This window comes from Erwinia sp. PME.40.26/001, from assembly GCF_055556675.1.
Map to the genome: position 1 here is coordinate 1 of NZ_JBVHNP010000098.1, position 279 is coordinate 279.

1 protein-coding gene is annotated in these 279 nt (G+C 63.4%); it reads right to left on the reverse strand.

From position 1 onward, the window contains the following. The coding region (locus ACZ3HG_RS23390) for a GTP-binding protein (protein ID WP_465334716.1) at positions 1–279 on the reverse strand (279 nt) is incomplete at both ends.

The following is a 279-nucleotide window of genomic DNA, read 5'->3' on the forward strand; positions in this document are numbered from 1 at the left end:
CGTGAAGTAGAAGTCGGCGCCCAGCTTGTCCATCTTGTTGACGAAGCAGATGCGTGGGACGTCGTACTTGTCGGCCTGACGCCACACCGTCTCGGACTGGGGCTCGACGCCCTCCTTGCCGTCGAAGACGGCGACGGCACCGTCGAGCACGCGCAGCGAGCGCTCGACCTCGACCGTGAAGTCGACGTGTCCGGGGGTGTCGATGATGTTGATCTGGTTCTTGTCCCAGAAGCAGGTGACGGCAGCGGAGGTGATCGTGATGCCACGCTCCTGCTCCTG